Origin of the sequence: Rhizobium chutanense, assembly GCF_002531935.1 — a bacterium.
Taxonomy (GTDB): domain Bacteria; phylum Pseudomonadota; class Alphaproteobacteria; order Rhizobiales; family Rhizobiaceae; genus Rhizobium; species Rhizobium chutanense.
In genome coordinates this window covers 159,039-185,476 of sequence record NZ_NWSV01000005.1, presented here as the reverse complement: position 1 = coordinate 185,476, position 26,438 = coordinate 159,039, and the positions used below count along the sequence as shown (strand labels likewise).

Sequence of the window (26,438 nt, the reverse complement as noted above, 5' to 3'; positions counted from 1 at the left end):
CTGAGGAATTGCTCCAGGACAGGATTTGAAAAGACATGTCTGAGATCGTCTATGATGCGCTGGTGATCGGCTCCGGCGCGGCGGGTTCCTTCGCGGTCAAAGAACTGACGGCGCAGGGGCTGTCGGTGCTGCTGCTTGAGGCCGGCCCTGCCGTCGGGCCTGCGGATTTCGACCCCGCCCGCAAGAAGGCGCCGGCCAGCAGCATCAATATCTGGGAGCGGGCGCGGGCCACAATCAAGGGGCAGCCGATCCAGGCACGCGCGGCGTTTTTCACCGAGCGTTTCAGCCACTTCTTCGTCAACGACCGCAAGAACCCCTATACGACGCCGAAGGGTGAGCCCTTCTTGTGGATCCGCGGACGCCAGGGCGGCGGGCGGCTCCACAGTTTCGGCCGGGTGCTGCTGCGCTGGACCGATGACGATTTCAAGATCCGCTCGCGCACGGGGAAAGGCGTCGACTGGCCGGTCTGCTATGACGAACTGACGCCTTTCTACGACGAGGTGGAGAGCTATCTCGGGCTCTACGGCAACAAGGACAATGTGCCGACGCTGCCGGACGGCATCTATGCGAAGCCGGCCAGCCTGACGCCGGCCGAGCAGATCTTCAAGCAGGCGGTGGAAAGCCGCTGGCCGGAACGCAATGTCGTCTCCTGGCGCTATATCGCGCCCGATGCCGACCGCATGCCGCGGCCGCTGCGCCAGGCAAAGGCGACCGGCCGGCTGACCGTCCGCTACGATGCCGTCGTTCGCCGCATCACCACCGACGACAAAACCGGTCGCGCCACCGGCGCGGAATTCATCGATCGCAACACCGGCGAGGTATCGACGGCGCGCGCCGCAACGGTGGTGCTTTCGGCCTCGCCGATCGAGAGCGTGCGGCTGCTCCTGAATTCGGCATCGGCAAGACATCCGGATGGGCTCGGCAACAGCTCAGGCGCGCTCGGGCGCTATTTCATGGACCAGCTTCCCTGCCTCGCCTTCGGTTCCTTTTCGAAGGCGAAGGGCTGGGCGCCTGATGAATCTGCTCCGACCGATCCGTTCTACAATCCGTCGGGCGGGATCTTCATTCCCCGCTTCGGCGCGGGCGACGCCGCCCGTGGCGATTTCGATTACCAGGGCAGCGTCGGCCGCGCGCCGGTCTCCGGAGACACCGATGCTCGTCTGGCCTTCTTCGGCTTCGGCCGCATGCTGCCCTATGCCGACAATCGCATTACGCTCGATGTCAGGCGCAGGGATGCCTGGAACATTCCCGTGCCGCATATCCGCTGCACCATGCGGGAGGAGGAGCAGGCGCTGCTTCGCCGGCAGGAAGAAACGCTGATCGCCATGATCAAGGAGGTTGGCGGCGATCTGGAATTCATCGGCTCGCCGACCGGCCTCAAGGAGATGGGCAAGGGTGCGTTCCCCGAAGCCGACGCCTTCAGCCGCTTCATGTTCCGCACATGGTTTCGCAAGACCATGTGCATGGGCGCGGCGATCCATGAAACCGGTGGCGCGCGCATGGGCGAAAGCCCGAAGGCGTCGGTCCTCAACCCCTACAACCAGGTCTGGGATGTCCCGAACCTCATCGTCACCGACGCCAGCGCCTTCCCCGGCAGCGGCATCGCCGGCACGACGCTCACCGTCATGGCGCTGACGGTCCGCGCCTGTCGCAACCTTGTCGACCGCTACCGGGCGGGGCAGCTGTAGATGCATTATCGCTTGTGGTGCCCGCGCGGGCGATGCCAGGTTAACTTTTCCGTATAGGCTGTGCGGCGCGCCGGGTTCCGGCAGGGGGCTCTGGAACGAGCCGTCGCCCGGCATCCCGCTCAAATCAACTGCGTCTTCGTTTTGACCGCCGCCGATCTGAGCGATGCCTGCCACAAGCTTCAGCTCCCTTGCGGCGGACTCGGATCCTGTTGGAACAGACGCAATCCGCGATGTTGCTAATCTACAACATGAAATTGAATAATAATTTCTGATCAACCGAAATCACATGATTTACGGCGGCAGAAAATTGCCTTTCAAGATGCTTCCACTACTACTGTAAATGCGTATGTCGGCGTCAGCTGCAATGCAGGCGGGCAAGCACAAGCGCAGCTTCCTGCTTTTTGCAGTGGAGTGCGCTCGGTCTTCGGGTTGGGCAAATGACAAGTGGCGAACAGCTGGACATCGGACTTTCCGGAAGAGAATCCTCGCCTGGGAACGTGAGCGGCATCTCACAAAACGACCTGATCAGAGGCCGGCCGCGCTACAGGATGCGGAAGGCGGGGCAGGCCTTTAAAACAGATAGGAGATCAATCGCTGCCGGCACGCTCGCTTGCAGGCTACTGTTGAAGATAGCGCTGCTCGTTACTTTGATCTGTGCTGGTTTATCGCTGGCAAGCCCGGGTGTGGCTTATGCTGCTTGTACCGTCTTCAACTTCCCTGATGCGAACACGACGCCATCGACAAGTCCAATGGCCGCTGGCGGGTCGATTGATGTCAACATCGGTACCCAGTGCGATCCCGTTGGCCTCAACCCCCTCAACGACCCAAGCGCAACCGCTCCGCAGCATGGCTCGATAACGAACTACAACGCCGCCGCGGGGACGTTTACATACACAAACAATGGCGACGGAGCCACCAGCGACAACTTCATCCTGGTCGATGCCAGCGCCAATCCTTTCACGATCAATATTGCGATTGCGGCAAGTGTGGCGCCACCGGTTGCCGGGCCGGCCAGTGCAACAGTCAGCCATGGAAGCAGTTCGAATCCGATTACGTTGAATCTGTCGGGGGGAGCGGCCACATCGGTGGCTGTCGGCACGCAGGCGGCTCACGGCACAGCCTCGGCAAGCGGCACGTCGATCACCTATACGCCGACGGCAAGCTATGCCGGTCCGGACAGTTTCACCTATACCGCGACCAATGCCGGCGGTACTTCCGCACCGGCAACGGTAACGATAACCGTCAGTTCGCCGACGATCTCGCTCAGCCCAGCGACATTGCCATCCGGCGCAACCGGGACGGCCTATGGCCAGATCGTCACGGCCTCCGGCGGCACGGCCCCCTACTCCTATGCGATCACCGCCGGCGCTCTTCCGCCCGGTTTGAGCCTGTCGGCCGCGACGGGCGCGCTCGCCGGTACACCGACGGCGGGAGGTACATTCAACTTCACTATCAGCGTGACCGACAGCTCGACGGGGGTTGGACCGTTCACCAGTTCGAGGCCCTACAGCATAACCGTTGCCGCACCGACGATCGCGATCAACCCTTCCTCTTTGCCGGCCGCGACGACCGGAACCGCCTATAGCCAGACCATCACCGCCTCGGGCGGAACAAGCCCCTACAGCTATACGGTGACGGCAGGCACGCTTCCGTCCGGCCTGACCCTGTCATCGGGTGGTGTTCTCTCCGGCACTCCGACGGTATCGGGCACATTCAATATCACGATCACCGCGACGGACAGTTCGAGCGGCACGGGACCCTTTACCGGCTCCAGGGCCTATACCCTGACAACCAACATCCAGCCTCCGGTCGCGGGTGGCGTTACGGCAACCATTGCCGCCAACTCGTCGAACAATCCCATCACGCTCAACGTCACGGGCGGAGCGGCGAGCTCGGTTGCGATCGCGACCGGAGCCGTTAATGGCACGGCGATCGCATCGGGAACGTCCATCACCTATACGCCGACGTCAGGCTACAGCGGATCCGACAGCTTCACCTATACCGCAACCAATGGCTCCGGTACCTCGGCGCCGGCAACGGTCACCATCACCGTCAGTCCGCCGACGTTGGCATTCTCGCCGCCGAGCGGCGCCCTGCCGAATGGTGCAGTCGGCACCGCCTACAGCCAGACAGTCACCGCTTCGGGTGGCACCAGTCCTTACAGCTACGGCATTACCGGCTCGCTGCCGGCTGGGCTGACGCTCAATCCGTCGACGGGGGCGATCACCGGCACGCCGACGACGCCAGGCAATTATGGTTTCTCCATCACGGCCACCGATGCCAACAGCGCTGCCACGTCGGCCGCCTATACGATCGCAATTCCAGTGCCCACGAGTTTTGTCTTCTCGCCGGCCGATGGTGCGCTGCCCGAAGCCATGGCGGGCGAAGCCTATAGCCAGCAGATCTCGGCGACCGGCGGGGTCGGCACGAAGATCTACAGTCTAGCCTCCGGCAGTTTGCCGAACGGGCTGGTTCTCAACATCTCGACCGGACAGCTAACCGGCCCGCTGGCGACCGGCACGGAAGGCGATTACAGCTTCACGATCGAGGTCCGCGACGGCAACGGCGCAACTGGAACAGCCTCCTATACGCTGAAGGTGAAGACCCGCACCGTCACTGTCCAGGACATGGTCGTCGACGTGCCGGCCGGTTCGACGCCTCCCGACGTCTACCTCAATCGCGGCGCAACCGGCGGTCCGTTCACCGCTGCGGCCCTCGCATTCGTAGAGCCCGCCAATGCGGCCACCGCGACGATCATCCGGGGTCAGCTGGCCCAGGCCGGTCCGGCGACCCCGGCCGGCTGGTATCTGCACCTTACGCTGAACCCAGCCTATTCCGGTCAGGTCCGCGTCGGCTACAGGCTCGTCAGCGCACTCGGAACCTCCAATACAGCCACGGTCACCTATAATGTCAGCTATGACGCCGGCAAGGTGGCCGAGGATATCGACAAGCTCGTGCATGACTTCGTGCAATCCCGACAGAACATGATCGCCAACACGATCAAGGTTCCGGGACTCCTGCAGCGCCGGCAGATGCAGGAGGCGACCGATCCGATCACCGCGCGCATGATGCCTTCCGAAGAAGGGATGACGTTCGGCTTCGCCACCAGCCTGTCGCAGATTCGCGCAGCCGGTGGTGATGCGGATGCGGCCTCGGCACCCTTCAACGTCTGGATCGACGGCGCCTTCCTGGCCCATGACGACAGGAATAGGGACGACGGCGCCGGCAAGTGGGGCGGCTTTGCCATGATCAATATGGGAGCGGATTATCTGCTCTCCGACAAGGCGTTGATCGGGCTGTCCTTCCACTATGACCGCATGACCGATCCGACCGATCAGGATGCCGAGCTGACGGGCAATGGCTGGCTTGCGGGACCCTATGCCTCGCTGGAAATCGGCAGGGGCGTATTCTGGAACGGTAGCCTGCGCTATGGCGGTTCCAGCAACGCCATCGACACAGAGTTCTGGGACGGTGATTTCGAGACGACGCGGTGGATGGCCGATACGTCAATCGAAGGATTGTGGAATCTCGACGATGAAACCACGATCGCGCCAAAACTGCGGGCGATCTACTTCTCGGAAAAGGTCGACGATTATACCGTCAAGAACAGTTCCGGCGATGCCATCATCATCGACGGCTTCAACGACGACCAGTTCCGGGTCAGCCTGGGTGCCGAAATCGCCCGGTCCTTCCTGCTGGAGAGCGGAGCGAAGCTCACTCCGAAGCTCGGCCTTACCGGCGGCTTCTCCGGACTGGACGGGTCAGGTGCCTTCGCTTCTCTTACCGCCGGGCTGACGATGCAGACCGTAAACTTCTGGATGCTCGACACAAGTCTGCTCTTCGACGTCGAGGGCGACGGGGAGCAATCCGTTGGCGCCAGAGTCGCTGCGTCAAGGAAGTTTTAGAAGCTGCCTCAATTTACTACACTTAAGATAGCAAATTGCTATTGCATTTAACGCATTGATTGAGTGAAGATGCTCTTCAATATCGTTGGTATATTCGGGGGTATGGGTATGTCGGAATTCTTTCTCGGCCAGATCATGCTCACAGGGTTTCCGTTCGCGCCCAGAGGCTTTGCCCTGTGCGACGGCCAGCTCCTGAGCATGAACCAGAACCAGGCCTTGTTCTCACTCTTGGGCACGCATTACGGTGGTGATGGGCAGACGACATTCGCCTTGCCCAATATGCAGAGCCGTACGCCGGTGGGATTTGGATCATCCTACGATCCCACATGGCAGCCTTCGCCCTATGGGATTGGCGCAACCGGCGGCGTCGAAAGTGTGACTTTGCTGCAGCAACAATTGCCTCAGCACATTCACCTGGCGACAGGAACCACGAGCAGCGGCACCGTGCGAAATCCGAGCGATGCGCTCTACGGAACCAACAGCGCGGAAATTTACGGCGCTTCCGGTGGTGATCAGGTCATGCTGTCGAGCCAGACTGTGATGCCCGCCGGTAATGGCCAGCCTCATGAGAATAGGCAGCCCTATGACGTGATCAGCTTTTGCATTGCGCTGTCGGGGATTTTTCCGTCCTCCAATTGAACAGCGCTTGTCAACCCATTGCTTGGAGGATCAATCATGAGCACTCCCTTCGTCGGAGAAATCCGGTTATTTGGCTTTTCCCGAGTGCCCAGCGGGTGGTTGCCCTGCAACAATTCCTTACAACCCATTTCCGAATATGAGTACCTGTTCACGCTTATCGGGACGACGTATGGCGGCGATGGAGAGACAACGTTTGCGACCCCCAATCTTTGCGGGCGCGTACCGGTGCATCAGGGCAGCGGGCCGAACTTGTCGACCTATGTGATCGGTCAATTCGCCGGTAGCGAGAACGTCACGCTTCTGCCTACACAAATGCCATCACACACGCATCCGTATCTTGCCACCACCGGCCTCGCGGAAACGACATTGGTAAGCTCGTCCGAACTCGCCGCGCTGAGCGGCGACACGATGTATGCCACCGATATCAGCGGCGCCACTCCGATCACGGCATCACAGGCGGCAATACAGGCAACCGGATCGACGGTCATGCATGACAATACGATGCCGACGTTGACGGTGCAGTATTGCATCGCATGGGCCGGTATCTTTCCCTCATCCCGATGAGCCCGCTTCATCCATCAAGGACATTGCCATGACACAACCTTATCTCGGCGAGATCCAACTGTTCGGTTTCGATTTTGCTCCCCGCGGCTGGGCATCGTGCAACGGTGCATTGCTCCTCATCCAGCAGAATTCCGAACTTTTTTCCCTGCTCGGCACCCAATATGGCGGCAATGGCAAGAGCACGTTCCAGTTGCCCAACTTTGCCAACCGGGCAGGCTGCAACCAAGGTCAAGGCGTAGGTTTGACGCCACGCATCATCGGCAGCAGCTTTGGCAGCAACGACATAACGCTGACGCAGGCGGAGATGCCGGCACACACGCATTCCTTGACCATCTACAATCAAGGCGATGCGTCCAAGCGCGCCGCCTCGCCCAGTGAAGGCAATGCCCTGAGCCTGCCGAATTCGAGCAGTCCGTTTCTTCCCGATGCCCAGCCGAATACCCAGTTTGCCCCGAACGTCATCGGCATTGCAGGCGGGAGCCAGCCGCATGAAAACCGTCAGCCTTTTCTTGCCGTCAACTTCTGCATCGCGCTGGTCGGCGTTTATCCATCCTTCGATTGATGATCGGCCCGCTACTAGAGTTTCCTGCGCGAACGATCCGTTATCGGCTTTGTGTTCCGGCCTGCATCCTGCGTCCGGCAAAGCCGGACGATCTCCCCTTTCTCCGTCAGCTTTACCATTCGTTCCGGAGGGATGAACTGGCTCGGATCCCGTGGTCGCAAGAAGACAAGCAGGCATTCCTCGATCAGCAATTTGATTTTCAACATTGCTACTACGTCGCCGCATTCCCGCAAACGGACTTCCTGATCATCGAGAAGGACGGCACCGCCATCGGCCGCCTCTACATCGATTGCGACGCTGATATCTGGCATATTGTCGATATCGGCTTCCTCCCCGAATGGCGTAATCTGGGCTTCGGCTCCGGGACACTGAAAGCCATTCAACATGCGGCAGCGATAGGGGGAATCCCGGGAATCGTATTGCATGTCGATCGAAACAACAGGCGCGCATACGACCTTTATATGGCCTTGGGCTTCATGGTCGTTGAAACGACCGTTACCCACGCTCGTATGGAATGGCGCTCGCACCGGCTCCTGCCAGAAACGGCGGATGAGCCGTCAGGCGTTAATTGAAGATGGCCTGATAGATGATCCCGTCTTTATCCCTGGCGACCGGTACAAGGAAAATATCGAGAATCCCAAGTGTGGCGTTGCGCAGCCTGTAAATCTGTTGTGGCAACAGCACCTTTGACGCGCTGCGGAACAGCAGTGAAAACGGCGCTCTCACCATCTCCGCAAAGCCCCGCTCGGGCAAGGGCCGTGCCTCGGTCAGCGTAAAAACAAGGAGCCCTGTCCCCATATCGACTTCGAAGCCTTCCCCGACACAGCGCGCGAAATGATCCAGCGTTACGATCGCCATCCGAACCCCACTTGCCTGCTCCCTCTTTGCTTGCAAATACCAGTGCTTCATGCCCTGGTTGAAGCTTATCAAGAGATTGGAGTGACGCAAGCCGCTCTCCCAGCAGGCCGGCGCGTTAAAGCCCAATCGGGATCCAGCTCTCGGTTGGCCAAACCGTCACACAAACTTCGCACTGACATGCTCCTGTCAAAAGAAGCAGAAGGAAAAAGGCCATGTCGCAATCACATCAGGACCAGCTCGACCGTATAAAGGCCGAAATCGCCGACAGCTTCGATGAAGAGCTGGAAATGCAGATGGAGGAGGATCGGCTGGACGACCTGGTCGCCGAAGGGATGTCGGAACCGGCCGAGCAGACGCTCGAGCGAAAGATCTACTTCCGGGAACTCTTCCAGCTGCAGCACGAACTGGTGCGCCTGCAGGATTGGGTTCAGCATAAGAAGCTGAAGGTGGTGGTGCTGTTCGAAGGCCGGGATTCGGCCGGCAAAGGTGGGGCGATCAAGCGCGTGACCCAGAGGCTCAATCCGCGCGTCTGCCGGACAGTCGCACTGCCCGCCCCGACCGAGCGGGAGCGCCATCAATGGTATTTCCAGCGTTACGTCCCGCATCTTCCCACGGCCGGCGAAATGGTGCTCTTCGACCGCAGCTGGTATAACCGCGCCGGCGTCGAGCGGGTGATGGGTTTCTGCACCCCGGAAGAACTCGACGAATTCTTCCGCTCAGTGCCTGAATTCGAACGTATGCTGGTCCGTTCCGGGATCGTGCTGATCAAATACTGGTTTTCGATCACCGACGAGGAGCAGGAATTCCGCTTCAAGATGCGCATCCACGATCCGCTGAAGCAGTGGAAGCTTTCACCGATGGATATGGAAAGCCGTGTCCATTGGGAGGAATACACCAAGGCCAAGGAAGAAATGCTGGCGCGCACGCACACCAAGGAAGCGCCTTGGTGGGTGGTGCAGGCGGTGGACAAGAAGCGGGCGCGGCTCAACTGCATCGCGCATCTCCTCGAGCAGATTCCTTACGAGGATGTTCCGAAGCCCGAAATCCAGCTGCCGGACCGCATCCGCCACGCCGACTATACCCGGGCGCCGGTGCCCCCTGAAATGTGCGTACCGGAGCGTTATTGAAGCAATGGCCCACCAGGATATCATAGCTGAAGACCACGGCCCCACATGGCGCGGAAACGCTAAGTGAGGCCGTGGCGTTGCGGTTGAATCGCCGCCGGTTCGCCTGCCCTCAGGTGGCGATGCCGGCCATATGGTTCAACTCCTCGACAGCCTCGTCCGGCAGGACCAGCTCGGCGGCGGCGAGGTTCTCCCTGAGATGGCCGATGGACGAGGTGCCGGGGATCAGCAGGATGTTGGGCGCCCGACGCAGCAGCCAGGCAAGCGCCACTTGCATGGGCGTCGCATCAAGGCGTGCGGCGACGTCGGACAGGGTGGAAGACTGCAGCGGGGTGAAACCGCCGAGCGGGAAGAAGGGCACATAGGCGGTGCCGTCGCGCGCAAGCGCGTCGATCAGGCGATCGTCGGCCCGATGCGCCAGATTATACTGGTTCTGTACGCAGACGATCTCGGTGATCCCGCGCCCTTCGGCGATCTGCTTAGATGTGGCATTGCTCAAACCCACGTGACGTACAAGGCCCCGCCGCTGGAGATCGGCAAGCACGGACAGAGGCGCTTCTATCGACCCTTCGGCAGGGCCATGCAGGTCGAAGGCGATCCTGAAGTTGACGACATCGAGCACATCCAGGCCGAGATTGCGAAGGTTGTCGTGGACGGCCGCCGTCAGTTCTTCAGGCGAGAAGGCCGGAATCCAGGATCCGTCCGTGCCGCGCCGTGCACCGATCTTGGTGACGATGACGAGATCGTCGCGATAGGGGTGGAGCGCTCCGCGGATGATCCGGTTGGTGACGTGCGGACCATAGAAATCGCTGGTGTCGATGTGGTTGACGCCTGATGCAACTGCCTCGCGCAGCACGGCCAGGGCCGCGCCATGGTCTTTGGGCGGACCGAATACGCCGGGGCCGGCAAGCTGCATGGCACCGTAGCCGAGCCGCTTCACGCTGCGGTCGCCGAGTTTGAAATTTCCGGACTGATCGATGGTGGGCATGATCTCACTCCTTTCAAGAGCTGACACCAAGATAGGCGTTGTTGGCGCGTATGATAATCGGGTATAATCCGCACGGGCCGTGCGGAGTGGCGAACAGTGAAAACAGATCTGGGAGATCTCAACGCCTTTGTTGCCGTGGCGCGGGCCGGCGGTTTTCGCGAGGGCGCGCGTGTCAGCGGCAACAGCGCCTCCTTTCTCAGCGAAGCGGTGCGTCGCCTCGAAGCTACGCTCGGTGTCAGGCTGCTCAACCGCACCACACGCAGCGTCGTCCCGACCGAAGCGGGCAAGGGCCTGCTGGAGCGGCTCGGCCCGGCTTTGACCGAGGTGGAGGCGGCGCTGGACGTCGTCAATGGATTTCGCGACAGGCCGGCCGGCGCGTTGCGGCTCAACGTGCCGGTCAGCGCGGCGCGGCTGGTGCTGCCTTCCATCGTTCCGCCGTTCCTCGCCGCCTATCCCGACATTCGCCTCGAGGTGATTGCCGAGGAGAGTTTCGTCGACGTGCTTGCCGCCGGCTGCGACGCCGGCATCCGCTACGACGAGCGGCTGGAGCAGGATATGATCGCCGTGCCGATCGGGCCGCGTGTCCAGCGTTTTGCCACCGCAGCCTCCCCCGAGTATCTCGACCGCCACGGCCGCCCGCAACATCCGAGCGAACTCCTCGATCACGCCTGCCTGCTGGGCCGCTTTGCCAGCGGCGCGCTGACGACACCATGGGAATACGAACGGGATGGCGAGGTGGTGCGGGTCGAAACTTCAGGACCACTGATCGTCAGGGTCGGCGGGGCGACCGATCTTACCGTCGACGCAGCAATAGCGGGCACAGGGATCATCTGCGTTTTCGAGGATTGGCTGCGCCCGTATCTCGACAGCGGCGTGCTCGAGCCGATCCTCGAACCCTGGTGGCAGCGTTTCTCCGGGCCGTTCCTCTATTATCCCGGACGGCGTCTGGTGCCGGCCCCGCTCCGGGCATTCATCGATTTCATCAAGGGGCCGGCTCGGCAGGCTTGAGCAAGGTGAGAGTCGGCCTCGATATCGTCGTCGGAATTTCCTGATCTTCTTGTGCTCGTTCCTCAATGCACGCTTGGGGTTTCCATGATCATTGCGAAGTCCTCGGCGACAAGTTCGCTGACGGCAATGAGGATTTCCTCGCGGGAAAAGCCTGAGGTCAATGCGCGCTGGATCAGATCCTCAAGATCCGGCTCCACGACATCGCGGCAATCGTCAAGGCGTTCTTCCGAAACAGTGAGGCTGTTGAGTTCGTCCATGGTCTGTCCTTTCGAGGGAATGAAACCGCCGAAACGCGGGAAGGCCGGTCGGGATGGGTGATGCTACTCGTGTTGGCCCAGCGAACAGGCCTTCACGCTGTATCTTCCTGCGTGCAGCCTTGTGCTGCCGACTGATCGCCCGGGCCTTTGTTTGCGGGGTTCCCCATCGCGTTGCCTCTAAGGGCACGCCGATGCACAAGTGTCTCGTTCAAAGCGGCGCAACAACCCCGATCTCCGCTTGGAACGGGAACAAACCCAAAATAGGTCTTGAGAAGCGTGATTGTGACGGATGCCCGAGATAACAGGCGTCGGCATCCTCAATCGCCTTGAGATATACTTGATCCGATTTTATTCAAGTTATCCGGGTGTAATTTGAGCCGATTTTTCTAAGGTTTGACTCAAATGTGACATTATTCCGCAGCAAGGGAAGCAACGCGGAGATCAACAACCAAATTAACCTTCTGTTAAATAGGCCATTGACTTATAGTATTAATAGGTTGTTAAAGGAGCCGCTCGCTGAGGTCGAAATGACCCGTTGATAAACAATTTGGAGAGAGAGCAATGGCTTCGCCGATACACGCAACTGATGATAGTGCAACATTCCTTGAAACTGATGTTATTTCCGGAAATTTGCTTTCCAACGATTCCTCCGATAACGGCCACCTGTACCTGCGCGCCTTCGACGGCGAGACTGTCGGCGCCAAGCAAGGCAACAGCCAGGTCACTGAGATCCATGGCGATTACGGCACGTTCTTCGTCAAGCCGGACGGCAGCTACACCTATGTCCTGAGCGACGCTGCCAAGATCGGTTTTGCCAACGGCGAATCGTACCAGGAGAGGGTCTCCTACAAGATCTCCGACGGTAGCGGTCACACCGACGTCGGCGTCTTCACGCTGAACATTCAGGGCGTCACCCAGGTCAAGCCGGTCGCGGTCGACGATACCTTCCACTTCACCGAAGGCAGCGCCATCGCAGGCAACGTTCTGGACAACGACATTGCCGGCGACAACGGCAAGATGTTCCTCCGTCAGTTCCTGACCACGAAGGTAGACGGCAACACCGACGCCGTTACCGACGTCGCCGGCACTTACGGCACGTTCCACGTCAAGTCGGACGGCTCGTTCACCTATGATCTGAACACCGATCTGACCGACGGTCAGACCTACACTGAAGTTCTTCGCTACTACAAGATCTCCGATGGCGAAGGCCACACCGATACTGCCAAGGTGACGCTCAACATCACCGGCACGGCTTTTGACGCTACCCATATTTCTTGATCAAGCGCATTAGATCAGTGAGACACGACGCCCGCCGCGCAATCGGCGGGCGTTTTCGTCTGTTCGCTTGTTTGACGGGAGGCCTGAGATCCGATCACATTCGCTTGAATCCGCGAATAATTCTTTTTAGCTAGTTCTTATAAACGCCGGGGAGCGCTAGTCTCGATGTTCGGAGGATACGCCGTTGACCGAACACATCGAACCCAGCCAAATCGAAACAGACGATCTGACCAAAGTCTGGTCCGTGACCGAGTTCTGCGCTCGTCACCGTATAGATGCCGAGCAACAAGCGCGGTTGCTTAAACTTTTCGGGCCGTTCGCGACCGCCTGCGAACTGCTGCACAATGCCAAGCGTGCCCCAAGATTCCGATGAGGCTTCCCTCTCATTCTTCTACGATCTTCTGACAAATCCCGGCAATTGGCTCGGTGAACAAGACAGCGCAAGACGTCACGTGATCGCGCGACGCCCGCTGTCTTGCCTCTCCGTGGACTGTCTGCGGGGACCCAAATGTCGCGATCGTTGCAATTGGCGGAACCGTCGTCGTGAAGACGAGGTGCCCAGATGGATCATGTCGATATTATTGATGCTGCCTGTCAGGCCCCCCCGATGGCCAAGGCGGCTCGCTGATCCCCGGCCATCATAAATCCAATACCACTTTCATCGCCGATTGACCTGCAGAGCACTCTTCAAGGCCTGGCCGACCAGGCCGATTTTCCTGAATTGCTGCTCACTCTCTGCACAAAATCTGCAATCCGGCGCGGCATCTTCCCGCCATGAGCAAGAACGACATCCCGCCCTGCGGCACCCCACCCGCCTTACCGGATAGCCTGCGCAATGACGGATGGTGGCTGGCCGCGTCAAGCGGGCGTCCAGGCACGCCCGCCGTGGTGAACCCGGTTTACAGGCTCATCCTGATCGAAAAGCCGCATCTGCGAGAGGAGCAGCAATGGACACAACCGATACCCTGACGGAGCCGATGCCCATCAAACGTGGCCGCGGCCGGATTGCCGCCCTGCTGGCGCTTGTCGCGCTTGCCGATTTTCTGATCTTCGGCTCCGCCCCTGGGATCAATCTTTTTCTCTTTGGCTTCGCCGTCTGTGTCGCCATTCTGCTCTCGGCTCGGAAGAAGCCATCGCCTTTGACGGCGGCTTTCCTGCTGATTTTTTTGTTCCTGGCTTCGGCGCCCTTGCTGGAGGCGCCCTCGTTGACGGGCCTTGCCCTTTGTTTCGGCGCGCTGATGGCGGTTGCTTTGGTCAGCGCCGGGCTCGTGCCCCGTCGCCTCACCGGCCTGCCCCTGGTGTTTTTTCGCTTTGCCCTTGTCATTCCCCTGCGGCTTGCGGCGGATTGCAGGAAATATCTGGCGACGCCGGCCAAACATTTCTCCTTTGTCGGCTTCCGCCAAAGTGTCGGCCTTTGGCTCATGCCGCTTGTTCTCGCGGCGGTCTTCGTGTCTCTCTTTGCCGCGGCAAACCCGCTGATCGAGATCGCGCTGCGCAGCATTCGTTTTGCCGTTCTCTTGCAGTTTCTCGATCTTTGGCGGATCGGCTTCTGGATCATCATCGCCGTTGCGGTCTGGGCATTGCTGCGGCCGCGGCTGAAGCGTCGCGCTGCGCGGTTGCGGGCCGAAAGGGCCTTCATGATCGTGCCTGCCAGAAATGCGCCGCTCGGCCATGCCTCGCTGCTGCGCTCGCTCGCCCTGTTCAATGCGGTCTTTGCGGTGCAGACGCTTCTCGATCTCGTCTATCTCTGGGGCGGTGCGGATCTGCCCGATCACATGAGTCATGCCGAATATGCTCATCGCGGCGCCTATCCGCTGATCGCGACGGCGCTGCTTGCCGCCGGTTTCGTCCTTCTCGCCATGCGGCGCGGCGGTCCCGGCGATCATAGCCCGCTGATCCGCGGCCTCGTCCACGCGTGGATCGGTCAGAACATTCTTCTCTGCCTGTCGTCGATCTTGCGGCTCGATCTTTACGTCGGGGCCTACTCGCTGACGGAACTGCGTATCGCCGCGGGTATCTGGATGGGCCTCGTTGCCATCGGCCTTGTCCTGATCCTGCTGCGCATTCTGCTCAATCGATCCAACGAATGGCTGATCGCCGCCAACCTCGTTTCTCTGATCTCGGTTCTCTACGTCAGTGCGTTCGTCGATTTTCCCGATGTCATTGCCCGCTTCAACGTCGCCCACAGCCAGGAGAGCAGCCACGAAGGCCCGCCGCTGGATATCTACTATCTTTCCACGCTCGGCCCGTCCGCCATTCCGGCCCTTGATCTCCATATCAGCGCGCTACCGGAATACAGGACCGACAAGATCAGCGAAGCGCAGCTCATCCGGGGCTCGCTCGTCTGGCAATTCGAGCATCGCCCGCGCGACTGGCGGAGCTGGAGTTTTCGTTCTTGGCGACTGGAGGCCTATCTTCTGTCTCCCGCAGCCATTGCAAGATAGAACGAGAACGATAACAACAGGCACGACAAACCAACGCAGGACCGACAATGGCGCAGCGCATTCTCGTCGTCGACGACGAACCTCACATCCGCGATGTGATCTGCTTTGCCCTTGAGCGCGCCAGCCTGACATCGACGGCAGCCCGCAACGGCGCCGAGGCGATAGCGGCCTTTCGGCGCGGCAACATCGATCTGATCATTCTCGATATCGGCATGCCCGATATGGATGGTCTGGAGGTCTGCCGCCAGATCCGCAAGAGTTCCGGCTTGCCGATCCTGTTTCTTTCCGCGCGCGACGAGGAGATCGACAGAGTGCTGGGTTTTGAAATCGGCGGGGACGACTATGTCACCAAACCGTTCAGCCCGCGCGAACTCGTCGCGAGGGTCAAGGCGATCCTGAAGCGCAGCGGCAATGAAACGGGGCTCGACAAACGCCGCGCCACTCTCGTTGCCGGCGAACTCAGCCTGGATCGCCGCGGCAGAACGGTCACGTTTGGCGACAGCGCTGTCACGACGACGGCGCTCGAATTCGCCATCCTGGAGGCGCTGCTGTCACATCGGGATATGGTCTTTAGCCGCGAACAGCTGATGGAAGCGGCCTATGGCCCGAATACCTATGTTTCAGACCGGACGATCGACAGCCATATCCGCAACATCAGAGCCAAATTCTCCACCGCCGGCGGTTCCGGAATCATCGCAACCGTTCACGGCGTCGGCTTCAAACTCGGCGGCGATATCGGGAGGAAGAGCTGATGCCGGCACCGAAAGTCCGGCCGAAGTGGCGGCCGGCGCTGGCGCTGATCGTCTATGCCGTGCTTTTGACCGTCATGGCGCTGCCGGTCCTGATCGTCGTCTGGTTTCGCGCCGTCGAGGCAAATTCAAGCCGGATGGCGCCGGCCGAGATCGGCGCCCTCGGCATCGTCTTCCTCTTGACGCTCGGCGTTGCCTATGTGCTGACCCGCACCATCACCGGCCCTATCGACGCCCTGATCGCCCGCGCGGCAGAAATCGCCCGTGGCGGCAAGGCGGCGATCCGGCCGCTTGAAAGCCATGGAACCCGCGAGATCGCGGTATTGTCGCAAAGCTTCCTCGATCTTGCCGGGAAACTGGTCGATCGCACCGAATATGTCCGCTCCTTTGCCGCCCATGTCTCCCACGAACTGAAGTCGCCGCTGACGGCCATTCGGGGCGCGGCAGAGCTTTTGCGTGACGACGATGGCGAGAGGCCGATGACGAAGGCGGAGCGTTTGCACTTCCTCGACAACATCGTTGCCGACGCGCTGCGGCTCGATGCCTTGCTGCAGCGTCTGAGGGATCTTGCGCAGGCGGAGACGCCGGTGGCGGAGGGCAACAGCAGCGTCACCGACATCCTATCGTCACTGCGCCTGCGATTTCCCGCGCTCGGTATTTCGGCGAGCGGCGATACGGAAATATCGGTTGCTCTTTCCCAGGAGGCGGCCGGTATCGTCTTTGCCAATCTCGCCGAAAATGCCGTTCAGCACGGCGCTACGGCCTTGGAATTCACCGTGTCGCCAGACGTCCGGACAGCCGTCATTCTCCTCCGTGACAATGGCCGCGGTATTTCCGAGGCAAACCGCGAACGGGTCTTTCAGCCGTTCTTCTCCACCCGCCGCGAAGAGGGCGGCACCGGCATGGGTCTCGGTATCGTCCGCGCCATGCTGGGCTCTCACGGCGGGACCATCCGCCTGCTGCAGACGCCCGGCGCCGGCGCCGGCTTCGAAATCACCATGCCGATGCAATTGCCGAACGTGCTCGCACCCGATCCGTAGACCGTAGAAGACGCCGATGGAGAGCGTCGGCGCCGCCACACCGGTCGTTGAATGTCGAATTCGCGCGAGTGCGTCAGGCAATCGCCGGACTGGCCCGATCGGTTTCGGATCGGCAACAAGGCCGCGCCGCTCAGCCTTTCACGGCGCCCATCGTCATCACGTTCGTGATCTGCTTGTGCAGCAGAAGCACCAGCAGCAGCGGTGGCGCGAGATAGATTGATGCCATCGCCATGACGCCGCCCCACGCGACGCCGTCCTCGTTGCTCATCGCGATCGCGATGATGACCGGCGCCGTGCGAGCATCGTTCGAGGTGAACACGAGAGGAAAAAGATATTCGTTCCAGGAGCCGATCGCCACGACGAGCGACACAGCGGCGATTGCAGGCGTCAGGAGAGGCAGGGTGATTCGCATGAAGGCGCCGACGCGGGAGCAGCCGTCCATCATCGCTGCTTCCTCCAGTTCGATCGGGATATCGTCGACGAAGGTCTTGATGAGCAAGGTCGCCATGCTCACCGCGAATGCCGCGCCGCACAGAACGAGGGGCGTGATCGTATCCAGCCACCCCAGCGCGTTGAAGACGGGGTACAGCGGAATGACGACGATGATCGACGGAAACATTCTCACGAAGATCATCAGGAATGCGGGCACCTTCAACCAGGGTTGACGCAACCGGGAAAAGACGAAAGCGGCAGCAACCGCCATCACCAGCGTCAGAACCGTCGTCAGAACGGTGACGATGAAACTGTTGAACAGGCTGCGCCAGAACCGCGGAAACAAGGTGGCGATGTTCTGATAATTGCTCACTGTCGGCTCAGCCACCAGTGTCGGCGGATAAGACCAGATCAGTTCCCCAGGCTTGAACGAGCTGCTGATCATGAAGACGATCGGAAAGAACGCCCAGACGACTGCGACGCAAAGAAGCGCGAAGACCAGGATTCGACCGGTCGGATTTCCGTTCATTGCTCAGGCCTTGCTTTTGGGAAACATATCGCGATAGGCGCGCCAGATGATCAATGCGGCCATCGCCATGGTCAGTGCGAGCATCACCCAGCCGACGGACGCACCCATTCCGAACCGAAACGTTCCGAATGCCGTGCGGTAGAGATAATGCGACAGCAGCGAGGTTGAGGTGCCGGGTCCGCCGCCCGTCATGGTCTGTATGGTGTCGAACTCACGCACGGCGAAAATGGTCTCGAACAGCGCCATGATCGACAGCGCCGGCATGATGAAGGGGAGCTTGACGTACCAGAACACCTGGAACGAATTCGCGCCGTCCATTCGGGCGGCTTCCTTAACCTCATCGGGAATGCCTCTCAGTGCCGCAAACAGGATGATCGCGATGAAAGGGAAGCCGCGCCAGACGGCCACGATAACGACTGCGATCATCGATGTTAGCGGCGTGGACATCCACGGAACCGGCGGCAGTCCGAGAGACGAGATCACGTAATTGACCAGGCCGTAGGACGGATCGAGCAGGTTTTTCCAGATGACGACGCCGACGACCGGGCTGATCGCGAAGGGTGCGATCAAAAGCGCCATCCAGATGCGACGGTAGCGAAGGTCGTTGTCAAGGATCAGAGCGATACCGAGAGCGACGAGCAACTGCAGGCTGACGACGCCGATTACATAGACGATGTTGCGCAGCAGGATCGTATAGAACACCGAACTGTTGAACAGCGTCGTGAAATTCTTCCAGCCGACGAACTTCGTTGGAATCCCCGGTGAATAGTCCGTGAACGCGGTCGCGAGCAGGACGGCCGCGGGAATTCCGATGAACAGCAGAAGCAGCAAAATGGGCGCGGCCATCGCACCGATGGCGACGAAGTCCTCGGCCGTTCTGGTTTTTTTGTGCCGGCGTCTGCCCTGAGCGGCGGTGATGCTGTTCGTAGCCATGCTTGTCTTCCGATTGAAAAGGCAGGACGGAGCAGACGAATCGTCTCCGCGGCCGTGCCGGCGATCAGATTTCGCCTCCGGCTCAGGGCCGACCCGTAAGGGTGCGCGCCCCGAGCCTTGGCGATCGGGATCGCATTCGTCGAAATTACTCGTAGATACCCTTCAGGTCATCTGCGAGGGTGTCGAGCGTTTGCTGGGCTGCGGCGCCGTTCACGACAATATCCTGGACGGCGACCGCGACGGCATCGCTGGCTTCGCTAAGGCGAGGATTGCCCGGAAGCGGCGGGCGCGAGATTGCGAGCGTATCGATGCCCACCCTGTTGGCAGCGACCGTTTCGCCGAGCTTGGCGAGCGGTGCGGCGCGGCACGGCTGGTTGCCGTTGGACATCATCATCGCTTCCGGTCCTGGACCTGCGAGATATTTGATGAGGTCGTAGGCCTGCTCCTTGTTCTGTGAACCCTTCAGGATGCCGGCGCCCCAATAGAAGGACTGACTGCCCGCAAAGTCGACGCCGCCCTTGCGCAGTTCGTCGAGGATCGGAACGTGGAACGGGATGGTTCCGCCGGGACCAAGGGCCTGCGGCGACTCGAAGCGCGAGGTGAAGTTGTCGTTGCTGACGACCATCGAAAGACGGCCCGACGTGAACAATTGATCGGCGTCGATGCTGGACCAATTCGGAGGCATGATCCCCTCCGCATAGAGGCGATGCAGGAATTCGGCCGCCTTGACCATTGCCGGGCTGTTGACCACGACTTCGCCCTTCTGGTCGATGATCGATCCACCGAACATCGCTCCGATGGTGGCAAAGCCCGATGGAACCTGGTCGCTGATGCCGCGCACTGCGAAGCCGTAAACCTTTTCGCCATTGGGCTTGGTGAAGGTGGCTTTCTTCGCTGCTTCGTAGAGCTGCTCCGGCGTCTTCGGCGGCTCGGCCACGCCCTGATCGGTGAGATACTTCTTATTGCCCCAGAAGATCCAGACACCGCAACGTAGCGGCACGGTGTAGTGCTGATTGTCGATCGTTCCGGCTTCCACCGGCGCCTTGACCCAGTCCTGCGGGAAGCCTTCGACGGCATTCGCCGACATATATTTATCGAGCGGCTCGAGAAATGTGGCAAGGCGCGGGTTGGCCATCAACTGCGAGACCATGATGATGTCTTCCGCAGAACTGTTCAGCGTTCCCAAACGCGGCAGTGCCTCCAGGATACCCGGACCCGTCTCGACGTTGACCGCGACCTTGATGTTCTTCTCTTTTTCGAAGTCGGCCAGCGCATCCTTGCCGTTTGCGACGCCCACGCCGCGCATGGAGGCCTCATGGATGTTCACGCCGACAACGGTCAGCTTCTTTTCCTGCGCAAAGGCTGTCGACGAGAGCGCTGCGATGGCGGCAACGGACAGAATTCGAATAGTACGCTTCATTTGCATCCTCCCAACTGTAACGCGATTTGGTGCGCTGACGGCGCCTCCCCGGCACCGGGTCGCTGATTTCAAATTTCGACCGATCCAACGACATATTAAAACTGTTAGATCGGTCTAAATTTGTCAACTTCTTTTCCATTTTCTCTATTGTTGACACATGGATCGGTCTAAATTATCCAAAATACGGTCTTGGAGGAGCATTCATGGAAGCAGGCGTCAAGCCAATCGAACTCGGCGTCGGCCGCCAATTGCTGTTCGACGACCATCTGATTGCCACATCCGCACTCGAGCGGGTGTTCCATCAGCCGAAAGTGCATCCCGCAACGCCCGTGCTGAAGCCGGAAACGCCGATCGAGATGAACGGCGGCTATTGCCCGGTCGCCTGCACGTTCCAGGACGGCGCCTTCTTCGATCCGGAAGATCAGCTCTTCAAGATGACCTATCACGCCGGATGGTTCGCCTCGACCGCTCTGGCGACGAGCAAGGACGGCATCCATTGGGATCGACCGGTGCTCGACGTGGATGGCGTGACCAACCGTATTCTGCCGATCGGCTATCCGCGGATGAGGGATGGGGCCGGCTTCTGGCTCGACACCTTCGCCAGGGACCGGTCCGAGCGTTTCAAGATGATGGTCTACTACCGCCACGGCTCGCACCCGAGCACGCCCTACACCGACTACGACTTTGACGGCGTCAAGGAACAGTATGCGGAGGTTTATACCTCGCCGGATGCGATCCATTGGACGCAGAGGGGCCGGACAGGCGAGTGTGGCGACAACAGCAACTTCTATTTCAACCCGTTCGACGGCAGATGGTACTATTCGCTGCGCGTGCATGCCGACCGCGGCCGCCAGCGCAGCTACGTCGCCCACGCGGATTTCGTCGAGGGCCGTGCGTGGGCCAGGGAAGACCGGAAGAACCTGGTCGTTCCCGACGAATTCGATCATGCAAATCCGTCGGGCGAGCTTCCCTCCGAAATCTATAACTTCGACGCCGTCGCCTACGAGGGCGTCATGCTGGGCATCTACGGCATGTTCCGCGGTCCTCAGAACCCGGACAGCTTCTACCGCGGTCTACCCAAGATCACCGATCTCGAGATCGGTTTCAGCCGGGACGGCCTCGACTGGATCCGCCCGAACCGGGGAAAGCCGTTCCTCGCACCCTCGCAGCGCCCGGGACAATGGGACCGAGGCTACCTGCACGCGACCGGCGGCGTTTGCTTCGTCGTCGGCGACGAACTCTATTTCTACGTCTCCGGTTTTTCCGGGCATTCGCCGATGCTCGGCACGCACGCCTACGCCGGCGGATCGGTCGGCCTGGTCACCCTGCGGCGGGACGGCTTCGTCTCGCTTCATGCCAAGGACGCCGGCGAGATGACCACGAAGCCGATCGTCTTCTCTGGCGGGCACTTCTTCGTCAATGCCGATTGCGCCGCCGGCCGTTTGCGTGTCGCCGTCCTCGACGAGGAAGGACGCGCGATTTCCGGCTACGGAGAAGAGGACTGCCATGCGATCACCGTTGATAAGGTGACACAGTCGGTAACCTGGAAGGCGGGCGATCTGACCGCCTTCGCAGGCCGGCCGCTCCGTTTCCGCTTTCTTCTCGAGAACGCGCATCTCTACTCGTTCTGGGTCAGCCGCTCGGCGGCCGGTCAAAGCGGTGGATATCTTGCGGCAGGAGGGCCGGGCTATTCCGGCGTGATCGATGAGTGACATCCGCGGCAGAGTGAGGGCGATCCGATGAGTGACGAGACCGAACGCCGTCTGACGATCGACGACGTCGCGAAAGTGGCGGGCGTGTCCCGCTCGACCGTGTCGCTCGTCCTGCGCAACAGCGGCCTAGTGGCCGAACGAACGAAGATCGCCGTCCGAGAAGCCGCGGAGCGTCTCGGATACGTCTACAACCGGACGGCCGCGATCCGGGCCCGCCACAGCTATCTGGTCGGGATCATCATTCCCGACCTGACGAACCCGTTTTATTCGGAACTGACGGCGGGTGTCGACCAGGTTCTGAATGACAGCGGATGGATATCGCTTCTCGGCAATTCGTGGGAATCGTCGGCCAGCCAGGAGAAGATCCTGCGTCGCATGCACGAACAGAATGTCGACGCGGTGATCATCTGCCCGGTGACCGCCGCGGATCAATCCGCAGCCGAGAATCTGGCGCGCTCCGGGCTTCGGGTCCTGCAGGTGCTTCGTCGCACCGAGGCCGATACGAGTTACCTCGGCATCGATTATGCGCACGGCGTCGCGCTGGCGGTCGACCACCTGTCGGAACTTGGGCATACCGATATCGTCCTTCTGGGCGGAGAGCGTGTCTATTCGGCGGCCACCGAGCGCTACGAAGGTTATATCTCGTCGATGCGTTCGCATGGGCTTGAACCGAGGCATGTCCCATGTGCGCTTCGCCGCTCCGCCGCGGCCGAGAAGGTGCGAGAGCTATTCGACAAGGAAGAGCGACGGCCGACGGCGCTCGTCTGCTTCAACGACGTCGTCGCGATCGGCGCGATGGCGAGCCTGGAGCGCATGGGCCTCAAGGTCGGTCGGGACGTGTCAGTCGTAGGATTCGACAATGTCGCCGATGCCGAGTTCGTCCAGCCGCCGCTGACCACCATCGATACGCACGCTCGACAGCTCGGCGAACGGGCCGCGACGCTGGTTCTGGACAGCATCCGGAATGGGTCGCCCATGTCAGCCACGACGATCATGGAGACGAGCCTGGTCGTGCGAGACTCGACCGGCAAGGCGCCGCTCAGATCCTGATCAAGCGTCGCGTGCGGCCGATGGCCGCTTTCCGGACGTGGGAGAAGTCTTCCGCGTTCCCCATCATTTGACCGAAAGGAACGTCTTGATGAAACCCGATATCCTTCTTGTCGAACCGCTAATGCCGGTCATCGAAGCCGCGCTGGATGCGAATTACAGGCTGCATCGTCTCTACCGCGCTGACGACGCAAGGGAGATCGAGGCCGCGCTGCCACGCATCAGGGCCGTCGTGACCGGCGGAGGAAGCGGTCTCTCGAACGATTGGATATCGAGGCTGCCGGCCTTGGGCGTCATCGCGATCAATGGCGTGGGCACCGACAAGGTCGATTTGAAATTCGCCCGGAGCCGCAACATCGACGTGACAACGACCCCTGGAATCTTGACGGAAGACGTCGCCGACATTGGCGTCGCGCTCATGCTCGCGCTGCTGCGGCGCGTTACGGAAGGCGATCGATTCGTCCGCGCCGGCCGATGGCCGCAAACCGGCTTCCCTCTTGGAAGAAGTCCCAGGGGCAAGCGGGTTGGAATCCTTGGTCTCGGCCAGATCGGCAAGGCGTTCGGACGGCGAGCCGAAGCGTTCGGAATGCAGGTCGGATATTGGAACCGTTCCCTCGTTCCCGATTGTGCCTGGAAGTCTTTCGGTTCCGCTGCGGCTCTGGCCGCCGAAAGCGACGTCCTCGTCGCCTGCATAGCTGCGACCGCTGCGACGCAGAACATCGTGGACGCCGAGGTGCTGCGCGCGCTCGGTTCCGACGGCATCCTTGTCAACATTTCCCGCGGCAACGTCGTCGACGAAACGGCGCTGCTCGAAGCCTTGAACGACGGCGTCATCGGCGGTGCCGGCCTGGACGTCTTCGTCGATGAGCCAAACATTCGCCCGGCATTCTGCAACGCGCCGAACACGGTCCTCATGCCGCACCAGGGAAGCGCCACTTACGAGACCCGCCTTGCCATGGGAGAGCTCGTCGTTGCGAACGTCGGAGCCTATTTTGCGGGGTCGACCCCGCCCACCACCGTAAACTGATAGAACCCGTTTGCGCAGGGCGAGAACGTCATCCTGTCGCTTGGCGTTGAAGACTGCGAACGCGCGCGACTGCGAGATTACGCCGAAGCCCGCAGCATCAACTCGGCATTGAGAAGAATGCGGCCCGCCGGGGTGGCGGCCCCCTCCCCCTCTCCGAGCTTGTCGAGCAGCAGCTCGATCGCCAGCCGGCCGATCTCGTTATAGTTCTGCGCAACCGTCGTGATCGGCGGGCAGGCGTATCGGGACAGGGGATGGTCGTCATGACCGGCGACGCGCAGGTCGTGGTTGGCGCCGTGGCCGACCTTGACGCCCAGCTGGTAAGCGGCGGCGATGACGCCGAAGGCGACGCGGTCGTTGGCGCAGAGCACGGTCCGCGTCGGGAAGCCCTGGCCCGATGTCAGGATGCGGGTCGCCTCCTCGAAGCCGAAACGCTCGAAATCCCAGCTCTTGCTATCGCTAAGCTCGATAATGCTGGGTGGCATGCGGAATTGCTCCATCGCCTCCAGATAGGCCGTCTGGCGTGTCAAGGCGTTGGTGTTGACATGCGGCATGCCGAAGTAGCAAGGCGGTTCGCCCGAGCGGCAGAGATAGTCGACGATCAGGCTGAAACTCTGACGATTGTTGGTGCCGACGAAGGAGGAGGTCTCGTCGAGCGGCGAGTCCACATAGATGAGGGGCACGCTGCGGCCGAGTTCGTCGAGCGTCGCATGATGGGATTCGACGCCGAGCGGCGCGATGATCGCGCCGGCGACATTCATCGATTTCAGCGTCTTGATCGCCCGGTCCTCCATCTCGGCCTTGCCGTCCGATGACAGCACGATGGCGAGGAAGCCCGTCTCGTTGGCGATCATCTCGATACGGCGGGTGAGCGCCATATAGAAGGGGTCGGTGGAATTGGGAATGATGACGCCGAGAATATTGCTGCGCCGCCGGTTGAGATTGACGGCGAACATATTCGGCCGAAATCCCGATTTCTTCAGGGCCTGCTCGATCGTCTCTCGGGTCTTCTGGCGCACGGACATCGGGTCGCTGAAATATTTCGAGACGGTGGGACGCGACAGGCCGACGAACTCCGAAAAGTCCTCCATGGTTTTGATCGTCTTTCCCACCATCTGATCTCCTGACACGGCGTCTCTGACGGCTTTCTAGATGACTCATCGCCGAACGAAAAGCGGCCTGTCGTTCGGTCCCGATGATGGCGAGGATCGACCTAGTCGATGGAGAACTGCACCTTCATCGTCGCAGGATCGGCGGACTTCTTGGTGATGAAAGGCAGCACCTCGCCGAGCGGCAGGCGATGGGACACCAGCGCCGCCATCGCACCCTCGTCCCGTTTGAGGATGGCAAGCGCCTCGGGAATGTTGCGGTTCAACGAATGAGAGCCGGCAAAACGGATCTGGCGGCGGAAGATCTCGAAGGGGGCGATGGAAATGCGCTGGTCGGGCGCGCAGACGCCGAAGACCAGAACCGTGCCGCCATCGGCCGCGAAGTCGATCATGCCTTCGACGACGCGGGCGATGCCGGTCGCGTCGGCGACGAAATCGAAGGCTCGGCGACGGTTCGCAAGCGCCTGGGATCCCGAGACGGCCGTCTCCAGCCCCAGCTTTTCGGCAAAGGCAAGGCGCCCCTCATTGATGTCGGCGACCGTCACCGACGCGACACCCTCGGCCTTCAAGGAAAGGGCAAGCAGCAGGCCGATCGGTCCGGCGCCGAAGATCAGCGCGGTTTCCGTCCGCGTCGGGCCGGCCCGCAGACCGGCGCTGTTAAGGCCGTTCAAGACGCAGGCGAGCGGCTCGGCGAGTGCGGCAAGGTTGAAGGCGAGGTCGCCGATCTCATAGAGGTGATCGGTCCTGACCAGGCTGTATTCGGCGAAACCGCCGTTCTCCGTCACGCCGTAGGCCTTCAGGTCACGACAGAGATTGGTCAGTCCCTTGCGGCAGGCCGGGCATTCTCCACAGGGAAGATTGGGGTCGACGACGACGCGGGCGCCGACGGCAAGGCCGGAGACCTCGCCCGCGACCGCCTCGACCACGCCTGAATATTCATGGCAGGGAACCAGCGGGAAACGGCCCTCGCCGTAACGGCCGTGAAGGACGTCGATATCGGTATGGCAGAGGCCGGCCGCGCGCACGCGCACCAGTGCATGGCCAGGCCTCAGTTCTGGCAGCGGCAACGTCTTGGTGACCGCGACGCCCTTTTCGGTATAGCAGATGGCTTCCATCTCTCTGGCTCCT

Annotated in this window: 24 protein-coding genes and 1 pseudogene; 16 read left to right on the top strand and 9 right to left on the bottom strand. The window is 60.9% G+C overall.

Annotated elements, in window-relative coordinates; all coding sequences use genetic code 11:
• Positions 1–35 precede the first annotated feature (35 nt).
• The 6 genes from CO666_RS10375 to CO666_RS10350 all read left to right on the top strand — a co-directional run bounded on the left by CO666_RS10375 (position 36) and on the right by CO666_RS10350 (position 7,930).
• The gene (locus CO666_RS10375; RefSeq protein WP_097611988.1) at positions 36–1,688 is read left to right on the top strand and encodes a GMC oxidoreductase; all 1,653 of its coding nucleotides are present in this window, start codon (positions 36–38) and stop codon (positions 1,686–1,688) included.
• A 749-nt stretch (positions 1,689–2,437) separates the two neighbouring features.
• A complete protein-coding gene (locus tag CO666_RS10370; protein ID WP_179869655.1) occupies positions 2,438–5,593 on the top strand; it encodes a putative Ig domain-containing protein in 3,156 nt (1,051 codons plus the stop codon).
• Positions 5,594–5,662: 69 nt separating this feature from the next.
• Positions 5,663–6,232, top strand: a complete 570-nt coding sequence (locus tag CO666_RS10365) for a phage tail protein (RefSeq protein ID WP_245436767.1) — start codon at positions 5,663–5,665, stop codon at positions 6,230–6,232.
• A gap of 36 nt (positions 6,233–6,268) precedes the next feature.
• Positions 6,269–6,796, top strand: a complete 528-nt coding sequence (locus CO666_RS10360; protein WP_097611986.1) for a phage tail protein — start codon at positions 6,269–6,271, stop codon at positions 6,794–6,796.
• Positions 6,797–6,824: 28 nt separating this feature from the next.
• Entirely contained in the window at positions 6,825–7,358 is a 534-nt protein-coding gene (locus CO666_RS10355) for a phage tail protein (RefSeq protein ID WP_097611985.1), read from the top strand.
• Positions 7,358–7,930: a GNAT family N-acetyltransferase gene (locus CO666_RS10350; protein ID WP_097611984.1), complete on the top strand. Its 573-nt coding sequence runs from the start codon at positions 7,358–7,360 to the stop codon at positions 7,928–7,930. Before CO666_RS10355 ends, CO666_RS10350 begins: the two co-directional genes overlap by 1 nt.
• Here CO666_RS10350 and CO666_RS10345 read toward each other — a convergent pair.
• Positions 7,923–8,306 (bottom strand): DUF6916 family protein, encoded by a 384-nt coding sequence (locus CO666_RS10345; RefSeq protein WP_245436766.1) that lies wholly within the window; start codon positions 8,304–8,306, stop codon positions 7,923–7,925. The two genes, CO666_RS10350 and CO666_RS10345, sit on opposite strands and share 8 nt — an antisense overlap.
• Before the next feature lie 122 nt (positions 8,307–8,428).
• Between CO666_RS10345 and ppk2 the strand changes: the two genes are divergently transcribed.
• Positions 8,429–9,343 carry a polyphosphate kinase 2 gene (ppk2, locus tag CO666_RS10340; protein ID WP_097611983.1) on the top strand — a complete coding sequence of 305 codons (915 nt, stop codon included), beginning with the start codon at positions 8,429–8,431 and terminating at the stop codon, positions 9,341–9,343.
• 109 nt (positions 9,344–9,452) lie between these two features.
• On the opposite strand, the gene CO666_RS10335 is transcribed toward ppk2, so the two are convergent.
• Complete coding sequence (locus CO666_RS10335) at positions 9,453–10,328, bottom strand: aldo/keto reductase family oxidoreductase (RefSeq protein ID WP_097611982.1); 876 nt, start codon at positions 10,326–10,328, stop codon at positions 9,453–9,455.
• A gap of 96 nt (positions 10,329–10,424) precedes the next feature.
• On the opposite strand from CO666_RS10335, the gene CO666_RS10330 reads away from it, so the two are divergent.
• The gene (locus CO666_RS10330) at positions 10,425–11,336 is read left to right on the top strand and encodes a LysR family transcriptional regulator (protein ID WP_097611981.1); all 912 of its coding nucleotides are present in this window, start codon (positions 10,425–10,427) and stop codon (positions 11,334–11,336) included.
• A gap of 62 nt (positions 11,337–11,398) precedes the next feature.
• Here CO666_RS10330 and CO666_RS10325 read toward each other — a convergent pair whose 3' ends face one another.
• Together CO666_RS10325 and CO666_RS34525 are read right to left on the bottom strand one after the other, a co-directional pair.
• A complete protein-coding gene (locus tag CO666_RS10325) occupies positions 11,399–11,593 on the bottom strand; it encodes a hypothetical protein (RefSeq protein ID WP_097611980.1) in 195 nt (64 codons plus the stop codon).
• A 58-nt stretch (positions 11,594–11,651) separates the two neighbouring features.
• A pseudogene (locus tag CO666_RS34525) lies at positions 11,652–11,741 on the bottom strand (30S ribosomal protein S21); the annotation flags it as partial.
• A 413-nt stretch (positions 11,742–12,154) separates the two neighbouring features.
• Between CO666_RS34525 and rapA2 the strand changes: the two are divergent.
• From rapA2 to CO666_RS10295, 5 genes are all read left to right on the top strand, one after another.
• Positions 12,155–12,871, top strand: coding sequence for a calcium-binding lectin RapA2 (gene rapA2 / locus CO666_RS10320; protein ID WP_097611979.1), 717 nt, complete (start codon positions 12,155–12,157; stop codon positions 12,869–12,871).
• Between the two features lie 184 nt (positions 12,872–13,055).
• Positions 13,056–13,244 carry a hypothetical protein gene (locus CO666_RS10315; protein ID WP_097611978.1) on the top strand — a complete coding sequence of 63 codons (189 nt, stop codon included), beginning with the start codon at positions 13,056–13,058 and terminating at the stop codon, positions 13,242–13,244.
• A gap of 574 nt (positions 13,245–13,818) precedes the next feature.
• On the top strand, positions 13,819–15,315 hold the full coding sequence (locus CO666_RS10305; RefSeq protein WP_097611976.1) for a DUF4153 domain-containing protein: 1,497 nt from the start codon (positions 13,819–13,821) through the stop codon (positions 15,313–15,315).
• Positions 15,316–15,362: 47 nt separating this feature from the next.
• Positions 15,363–16,067: a response regulator transcription factor gene (locus tag CO666_RS10300; RefSeq protein ID WP_097611975.1), complete on the top strand. Its 705-nt coding sequence runs from the start codon at positions 15,363–15,365 to the stop codon at positions 16,065–16,067.
• A complete protein-coding gene (locus CO666_RS10295; protein ID WP_097611974.1) occupies positions 16,067–17,104 on the top strand; it encodes a HAMP domain-containing sensor histidine kinase in 1,038 nt (345 codons plus the stop codon). Before CO666_RS10300 ends, CO666_RS10295 begins: the two co-directional genes overlap by 1 nt.
• 130 nt (positions 17,105–17,234) lie before the next feature.
• On the opposite strand, the gene CO666_RS10290 is transcribed toward CO666_RS10295, so the two are convergent.
• The 3 genes from CO666_RS10290 to CO666_RS10280 all read right to left on the bottom strand — a co-directional run bounded on the left by CO666_RS10290 (position 17,235) and on the right by CO666_RS10280 (position 20,418).
• On the bottom strand, positions 17,235–18,065 hold the full coding sequence (locus CO666_RS10290) for a carbohydrate ABC transporter permease (protein WP_097611973.1): 831 nt from the start codon (positions 18,063–18,065) through the stop codon (positions 17,235–17,237).
• Between the two features lie 3 nt (positions 18,066–18,068).
• Positions 18,069–18,998 carry a carbohydrate ABC transporter permease gene (locus CO666_RS10285; protein ID WP_097611972.1) on the bottom strand — a complete coding sequence of 310 codons (930 nt, stop codon included), beginning with the start codon at positions 18,996–18,998 and terminating at the stop codon, positions 18,069–18,071.
• Between the two features lie 145 nt (positions 18,999–19,143).
• Entirely contained in the window at positions 19,144–20,418 is a 1,275-nt protein-coding gene (locus tag CO666_RS10280) for an extracellular solute-binding protein (RefSeq protein WP_179869654.1), read from the bottom strand.
• Positions 20,419–20,621: 203 nt separating this feature from the next.
• Here CO666_RS10280 and CO666_RS10275 point away from each other — a divergent pair, with 203 nt between their 5' ends.
• The 3 genes from CO666_RS10275 (at position 20,622) to CO666_RS10265 (ending at position 24,204) form a co-directional block, all read left to right on the top strand.
• Entirely contained in the window at positions 20,622–22,130 is a 1,509-nt protein-coding gene (locus CO666_RS10275) for a hypothetical protein (protein ID WP_097611970.1), read from the top strand.
• Positions 22,131–22,157: 27 nt separating this feature from the next.
• Complete coding sequence (locus CO666_RS10270; RefSeq protein WP_097611969.1) at positions 22,158–23,180, top strand: LacI family DNA-binding transcriptional regulator; 1,023 nt, start codon at positions 22,158–22,160, stop codon at positions 23,178–23,180.
• 88 nt (positions 23,181–23,268) lie between these two features.
• Complete coding sequence (locus tag CO666_RS10265) at positions 23,269–24,204, top strand: 2-hydroxyacid dehydrogenase (RefSeq protein ID WP_097612229.1); 936 nt, start codon at positions 23,269–23,271, stop codon at positions 24,202–24,204.
• A gap of 77 nt (positions 24,205–24,281) precedes the next feature.
• Here CO666_RS10265 and CO666_RS10260 read toward each other — a convergent pair whose 3' ends face one another.
• Entirely contained in the window at positions 24,282–25,292 is a 1,011-nt protein-coding gene (locus tag CO666_RS10260) for a LacI family DNA-binding transcriptional regulator (RefSeq protein ID WP_179869663.1), read from the bottom strand.
• 122 nt (positions 25,293–25,414) lie between these two features.
• Positions 25,415–26,425 carry a zinc-dependent alcohol dehydrogenase family protein gene (locus CO666_RS10255; protein ID WP_097611968.1) on the bottom strand — a complete coding sequence of 337 codons (1,011 nt, stop codon included), beginning with the start codon at positions 26,423–26,425 and terminating at the stop codon, positions 25,415–25,417.
• Positions 26,426–26,438 lie beyond the last annotated feature (13 nt).

Excerpts from the sequence above, each read along its gene's own strand:
- CO666_RS10375 (WP_097611988.1), top strand. The coding sequence starts at position 36 with ATGTCTGAGATCGTCTATGATGCGCTGGTGATCGGCTCCGGCGCGGCG.
- CO666_RS10370 (WP_179869655.1), top strand. The coding sequence starts at position 2,438 with ATGGCCGCTGGCGGGTCGATTGATGTCAACATCGGTACCCAGTGCGAT.
- CO666_RS10365 (WP_245436767.1), top strand. The coding sequence starts at position 5,663 with ATGCTCTTCAATATCGTTGGTATATTCGGGGGTATGGGTATGTCGGAA.
- CO666_RS10360 (WP_097611986.1), top strand. The coding sequence starts at position 6,269 with ATGAGCACTCCCTTCGTCGGAGAAATCCGGTTATTTGGCTTTTCCCGA.
- CO666_RS10355 (WP_097611985.1), top strand. The coding sequence starts at position 6,825 with ATGACACAACCTTATCTCGGCGAGATCCAACTGTTCGGTTTCGATTTT.
- CO666_RS10350 (WP_097611984.1), top strand. The coding sequence starts at position 7,358 with ATGATCGGCCCGCTACTAGAGTTTCCTGCGCGAACGATCCGTTATCGG.
- ppk2 (WP_097611983.1), top strand. The coding sequence starts at position 8,429 with ATGTCGCAATCACATCAGGACCAGCTCGACCGTATAAAGGCCGAAATC.
- CO666_RS10335 (WP_097611982.1), bottom strand. The coding sequence starts at position 10,328 with ATGCCCACCATCGATCAGTCCGGAAATTTCAAACTCGGCGACCGCAGC.
- CO666_RS10325 (WP_097611980.1), bottom strand. The coding sequence starts at position 11,593 with ATGGACGAACTCAACAGCCTCACTGTTTCGGAAGAACGCCTTGACGAT.
- rapA2 (WP_097611979.1), top strand. The coding sequence starts at position 12,155 with ATGGCTTCGCCGATACACGCAACTGATGATAGTGCAACATTCCTTGAA.
- CO666_RS10305 (WP_097611976.1), top strand. The coding sequence starts at position 13,819 with ATGGACACAACCGATACCCTGACGGAGCCGATGCCCATCAAACGTGGC.
- CO666_RS10300 (WP_097611975.1), top strand. The coding sequence starts at position 15,363 with ATGGCGCAGCGCATTCTCGTCGTCGACGACGAACCTCACATCCGCGAT.
- CO666_RS10295 (WP_097611974.1), top strand. The coding sequence starts at position 16,067 with ATGCCGGCACCGAAAGTCCGGCCGAAGTGGCGGCCGGCGCTGGCGCTG.
- CO666_RS10290 (WP_097611973.1), bottom strand. The coding sequence starts at position 18,065 with ATGAACGGAAATCCGACCGGTCGAATCCTGGTCTTCGCGCTTCTTTGC.
- CO666_RS10285 (WP_097611972.1), bottom strand. The coding sequence starts at position 18,998 with ATGGCTACGAACAGCATCACCGCCGCTCAGGGCAGACGCCGGCACAAA.
- CO666_RS10280 (WP_179869654.1), bottom strand. The coding sequence starts at position 20,418 with ATGAAGCGTACTATTCGAATTCTGTCCGTTGCCGCCATCGCAGCGCTC.
- CO666_RS10275 (WP_097611970.1), top strand. The coding sequence starts at position 20,622 with ATGGAAGCAGGCGTCAAGCCAATCGAACTCGGCGTCGGCCGCCAATTG.
- CO666_RS10270 (WP_097611969.1), top strand. The coding sequence starts at position 22,158 with ATGAGTGACGAGACCGAACGCCGTCTGACGATCGACGACGTCGCGAAA.
- CO666_RS10265 (WP_097612229.1), top strand. The coding sequence starts at position 23,269 with ATGAAACCCGATATCCTTCTTGTCGAACCGCTAATGCCGGTCATCGAA.
- CO666_RS10260 (WP_179869663.1), bottom strand. The coding sequence starts at position 25,292 with ATGGAGGACTTTTCGGAGTTCGTCGGCCTGTCGCGTCCCACCGTCTCG.
- CO666_RS10255 (WP_097611968.1), bottom strand. The coding sequence starts at position 26,425 with ATGGAAGCCATCTGCTATACCGAAAAGGGCGTCGCGGTCACCAAGACG.